Here is a 5611-nt window from a genome sequence, read left to right on the forward strand (position 1 = left end):
CCTCAGCCGTGATCAGACCACCGGCACGGGCCATATGATCTGTAACCGCTTGGCCAAGGGAACCGAGATAGAATACATCTGGACCATCTTTGGCGATGGCACGCAGGGTCTTGGCATAATCTGCCATTACCAACTTTTGCCCAGCACATAGCGGCACACCACCGGGGAGCAGGTGGCGGGCAATCTCCGGATCAAGTGCCAATTCGGCGGCGGCTTCTGCGATGCAGTTGGCCAAATAAGGCGTGACGGCAAAACCTTGTTCGGCATGGCGGATCGCAGGGGCCATGACATGGTCAAGCGGCAGGCTGCCATAGCTGTCGAGTGCGTCACACCAGCCCCGCAGATTGCCGGGGGTTGCGACAGCTTTGGGCCCGATCTCAGTCTCGCGGCCCGCGACCTGCATATAATTCGGCCCATTGTCCGCGATGGGACGGAAAGCATCAGGGGACGCCGCCAAGGGGGCAGCACTTAGCCCGTCTAGCACCACATGCGTGCCGTCCTTCATGCGGATATGCGCGACACCGCCGCCGAAAATGCCCACCATCATCGGTTCGACCACCGACAGGGTGAACAGGGCAGCAATCGCGGCATCAACCGCATTGCCGCCTGCTGCCAGCATCTCGGACCCCGCAGCAGTGGCCAGCGGGTGGTTGGTGACCACCATGCCCTGATCGCCGTGTGCGGGACTTTTGTCACAGTCAAATACCGTCTGCGCGGTACTGCGCCAGTCGCGCAGGCGGGGATCGGGGGCGATCATAGGCATCAACCTTCCTGTTTCAAAGGTAAGTATCTGACCACCCCCGTAGGTTTGCAACAGATGTTTAGGTCACCGCCGCGCAAGTCGGAATTGGCGCTTTACGACAACCGATCAAGCAAGGCGCGCGACGGATCGCCCGTGGCGCTTAGCCCGACGCTTTGCTGATAGGCCGCAATCGCCTTGCGGCTGTTCGGGCCGATCACGCCATCAGTTCCGTCCGTATCAAACCCGCGCGCGGTAAGGCGTTGTTGCAAGGCTTTGCGATCGTCGATCGTCAGCCCGTATTTATCAGGGCCGAACTTGGCTTGGATCGGTCCGCCACCTGCAATCCGGTCAGACAGGTGCCCCACCCCAATCGCGTAATTATCCGAGTTGTTGTAGCGCTTGATCGCTTGAAAATTGCGGAACACGGCAAAGCGCGGCCCCCCGGCATCGGGTTGCAGCACGGAAACGGGTGTCGCGGAGCCAGCCGCAGGCGTGCCCATTTCGGCCCCCCATTTCTGGCCCGACTGCCAGCCGGATTTTGCCAGATACGCCGCCGTCGAGGCCAGCGAATCCGCAGGGTCATCAGACCAGATATCGCGGCGGCCATCGCCATTGAAGTCGACCGCAAAGGCTTGGTACGAGGTTGGAATGAACTGCGTGTGCCCCATTGCGCCCGCCCAGCTTCCGTTCAGGCCAGAGGCCGAGATATCGCCACGCTCAAGAATTTTCAGCGCCGCGATCAGCTGCTTTTCAAAGAACGCGCCCCGTCTGCCGTCAAAGGCAAGTGTGGAGGTCGCCGACACCACCGGCACGTTGCCGCGCCTTTCACCGTAAAAGCTTTCCAGCCCCCAGACGGCTGTCACGACTTCGGCGGCCACGCCGTAGCGGGTTTCGATCTGGCGCAAGGTGTCGCGGTGGCGGGCAAAGGCCGCGCGCCCCTTGGACACCCGTTCGTCAGAGGCGGCGATGGCCAGATAATCCTCAAGCGTGCGGCTGAATTCGGTTTGGTTGCGATCCCGCTTCACGACGCCGGGCAAATAGCCTGCGCCCGCAAACCCGCGCCGCAAAGTACTGTCAGATATGCCCTGCCCGCGCGCGCGGGTCTTGAACGCGGCGACCCACGTATCATAGGCCCCATTGGCCTGTGGACGCAGGTCATCCGGCAGCGCGCTGTCGCTGCGCGACGCGAACACCTGCCCCCGACCTGCATTTTCGCAAGCCGACAGCCCCAGCGCCGCCAACCCGATTGTAAAACTTCTGCGTGAAATGGTCATTCTGCTCGCGCCCTTTTTTCCTGCCGCTTTGTGGCAGGTTATCCGATGCAGGCAGGGGCGCAAAGGGCCAGTTGCAAGCAAGCAAAGCTTTGCCGAGAGGACATGAGTTAGTCCCCTCGAGAGGTCTACAGAAGGTCACCCGGAGTTTGACCGGCAAAGAAAGCGTCCAGATTATCGAGCGCCCGAAACCCCATCGCGTCGCGGGTTTTACGGGTGGCGCTGCCGATATGGGGCAACATAAAGATGTTTTCATGTGCAGAAAACGCCGGATTTCCGCCCGGCTCGGCCTTAAAACAATCCAGCCCCGCAGCGGATATCTGACCCTTTTCAAGTGCGCCCAACAAAGCATCTTCGTCTATCAGGGCCCCGCGTGCCGTATTCACGATGACCGCACCTGCCGGCAGCAGGGCAAAGCGATCTTGGTTCATCAGGTTTGTTGTGTCGGGGGTGGCCGGACAATGCAGCGACAGGAAATCAGCGACTTCAAGTACGCTTTCGACGCTATCGTGATAAATCGCGCCCTTGGCCTGATCGGCCGGTAATTCCGAACGGTTGTAATAGTGGATTTCCATATCGAACCCGCGCGCCTTGGCCGCAAATGCGCGGCCCACACGGCCCATGCCGATGATACCCAATCGCGCGCCTGTCACCTGTTTGCCAACCATAAAGGCCGGTGACCAGCTGTCCCAAGCACCGGTGCGCACGATGCGGTCGCCCGCGACCGCGTTGCGCGCAGCCCCCAGCATCAGCAGCATCGCCAGCTCAGCGGTGGCATCCGACAGCACATCAGGTGTGTTGGTCACAACGATACCGTGCTCTTTCAATGCAGGCAGATCGCAGTGGTCGACCCCAACAGAATGGTTCGCAACAATCTTAAGCCGGTCCGAGAATTGCGCCACGACATCGGCGCTGAAATGTTCGGAATGGCACGGGATGATCGCATCGAAATCCGCACTGGCCGCAATCAACTGGTCGGCAGTTCCCGGCAGGTCCTCGTGATTGATGACGACATCATAATCGCGCGCGGCCCTTTCCAGCGTAGCGTCAGACAGGCGTCGCGTAATCCAAAGACGGGGTTTACGATCGGACGCTGTCATTTCTTGCGCACGCATTCATCCCAGAAATCATAAACGGCCATACCGCAAACGATCAGCCCGATTATCATAAAAGGGGCACCGCCGACAAAGCCTGCAAAACCGCTTGAGATGCTTTTGGAAAGTCCGCCGATGAAGATGCAGAAGATTGCAGTCCCGATCAGCCCCATCACCAATTTAGTTGCGTATGACATATTGTGTCCTTTCCCTTATTCAGCCGCGTCGGCCAGTTGGGTTTGCAGCCAGCGCGCCGTGCGCAGCAAGCGGTTGTCTTTTTCGGCAGGTCCAATCAGTTGAACACCAATCGGCAGGCCAGTTTCGCCGACCAGCAACGGCAGGCTGATGCAGGGCAATCCCGCCAACGTCCAAAGTGTGCAAAAAATCGGATCACCGGTGCCGGTGCCAAATAAAGGTGCCTCACCCGCCGCTGAGGGCGCGATAATCGCATCGAATTCGACAAAGAAATCAGCAAAGAACGCCTCGGCCGAGGCTTTGACCGCAAGCGCGTCTTCGTATTCGGCACGCGATATCTGATTGCCGCGCAGGATCACCGGTTTGAGCGTTTCACTGATCTGGTCCCAATGACCTTCGAACACTTCGGCTTGATGTTGGCATATCTCGTATTCATGGATACGCGCCTGCACAGCAACAAGGTTCGACAGGGTGTCGGCGGGGTCCATCCGGGTCACCTGCGGGTCCAGAATTTCCAGCACGGCCTCAAGGCCTTCTTTGGCGTCGCTGGAAAGGCGGTCGTTGAAGGGGAGGTCAAACCAGACCAGTTCGGGTGTCACCGGCGCGTCTTCGGCGGCCCCTGCGGACATGTCGGGGCGCGGGCGGGCAAAGCTGGTGGCATCGCTGCCATCGTAGCCGCCGATCACATCCGTCAGCAACGCCACATCCGCGAGGGTACGCCCAAAGCACCCCACCTGATCCAGCGATACCGAGGTTTGCAGCAGCCCTGTGCGGGATACGACACCGCGCGTCGGTTTGAACCCGAAGGTCCCGCAAAACGACGCTGGCCGGATCACAGAGCCATTGGTTTGTGTGCCGATGGCAAGCGGGACGTGATGCGCGCCAACGGCTGCGGCGGACCCGCTAGATGATCCGCCCGGGCTGTGATCGGTGTTGTGCGGGTTACGTGTGTCGTTGGCATGCACAAAGGCCATCTCGGTGGTGACGGTTTTACCCATGATCACCGCACCGGCACCGCGCAGAAGTTCAACCAGACGGGCATCATGGTCGGTCGTGCGGCCCGCGAATATCGGCGTGCCGCGCGCGGTGGGCATGTCTGCCGTGTCGATGATATCCTTTAACCCAACGGGAATACCATGCAGCGCACCAACCGCCATCCCCGCCTTGCGAATACGGTCGCATTCCTCGGCCTGTGCAAGCGCTGCTGCCGGATCAAGATAGGCCCAAGCGCGGATCGCATCATCGGTGGCGGTGATCTGCGCAAGGCAGGATTTGACCAATTCCACCGACGTAAGTTTGCCCGAGGCGCAAAGTATCAGCGCCTCGGTTGCGGAAAGTTTGTATGCGTCTTTGATCATGGAATGTATTCACCAAACAGATAGTCAGGGAACCACAGCGCGATGCCGGGGAACAGATACATCAGACACATCGTCAGGATCACGATGCCAAGATACGGCATGATCCCCCGGAAAATCTCCATCAGTTCGATCTGGTCCTTGAGCACGCCTTTTAGGTAATAGGCAGACATGGCCATGGGCGGTGTCAGGAACGATGTTTGCAGGTTCAATGCAATCAGCATGGCAAAGAAATAAGGGTTCACGCCAAACACTTCGAGCAGCGGCAAGAAGATCGGCACGAAGATGATCAGGATTTCAGACCACTCCAGCGGCCAGCCCAGCAAGAAGATGATGATCTGCGCCAGAACCAGGAATTCCCAAGGCTCAAGATCCATTCCGCCGACCCATTGCGCGATCAGGTCATGCCCGCCCAGATACGAGAAAACGGAGGCAAAGGTCCATGAGCCGACAAAGAGCCAACACACCATGGCGGTCGCTTTGGCGGTCAGGAACACGCTTTCCTTAAGCTTGGTCCAAGTCATCGACCGGTAAAGTACGGCCAGCACCATACCGCCCAACGCGCCCATTGCGGCGGCTTCGGCGGGTGTCGCAAGCCCCCCCAAAATGGACCCCAGAACAAGTGCGATCAGAACGGTTAGCGGCACAAAGCTGAACAGCAGATCTTTGTAGATTTCCTTGGGCGGTGGCACGTTTTCCATAGAAGGCTTGGGGGCCAGCGACGGGTTCGACCAGACACGCAAAATCACGTAGACAATATAGAGACCAGCCAGCAACAGCCCCGGAAAGACCGCCGCTGCATAAAGGCGCAACGGCGACAGGTCAGCGATGGCGGCATAGACGATCAACATGATCGATGGCGGGATCAGAATACCCAGCGTACCGCCGGCACAGATAACACCGGACGCAAAGCTTTTGTTGTAATTGGCGTTGGCCATAGCAGGAAAAGCCAGC

6 protein-coding genes are annotated in these 5611 nt (G+C 59.2%); all 6 read right to left on the reverse strand.

All coding sequences use genetic code 11. From position 1 onward, the window contains the following. The coding region (locus ABYT07_RS18495) for a gamma-glutamyltransferase (protein WP_372993494.1) at positions 1–763 on the reverse strand (763 nt) is incomplete at its 3' end. Between the two features lie 92 nt (positions 764–855). Beyond that, the gene (locus tag ABYT07_RS18500; RefSeq protein ID WP_372993495.1) at positions 856–2016 is read right to left on the reverse strand and encodes a lytic murein transglycosylase; all 1161 of its coding nucleotides are present in this window, start codon (positions 2014–2016) and stop codon (positions 856–858) included. A 125-nt stretch (positions 2017–2141) separates the two neighbouring features. Then, positions 2142–3113 (reverse strand): 2-hydroxyacid dehydrogenase, encoded by a 972-nt coding sequence (locus ABYT07_RS18505; protein WP_372993496.1) that lies wholly within the window; start codon positions 3111–3113, stop codon positions 2142–2144. Then, a complete protein-coding gene (locus ABYT07_RS18510; RefSeq protein WP_372993497.1) occupies positions 3110–3304 on the reverse strand; it encodes a hypothetical protein in 195 nt (64 codons plus the stop codon). The genes ABYT07_RS18505 and ABYT07_RS18510 overlap by 4 nt, the downstream gene beginning before the upstream one ends. Before the next feature lie 15 nt (positions 3305–3319). Beyond that, positions 3320–4660, reverse strand: a complete 1341-nt coding sequence (locus ABYT07_RS18515) for an amidase (RefSeq protein WP_372993498.1) — start codon at positions 4658–4660, stop codon at positions 3320–3322. Continuing rightward, a partial coding sequence (locus tag ABYT07_RS18520; protein WP_372993499.1) for a TRAP transporter large permease subunit occupies positions 4657–5611 on the reverse strand: 955 nt, incomplete at its 5' end. The genes ABYT07_RS18520 and ABYT07_RS18515, both read right to left, overlap by 4 nt.

Origin of the sequence: Sulfitobacter sp. (genome assembly GCF_041552635.1) — a bacterium.
Lineage (GTDB): Bacteria > Pseudomonadota > Alphaproteobacteria > Rhodobacterales > Rhodobacteraceae > Sulfitobacter.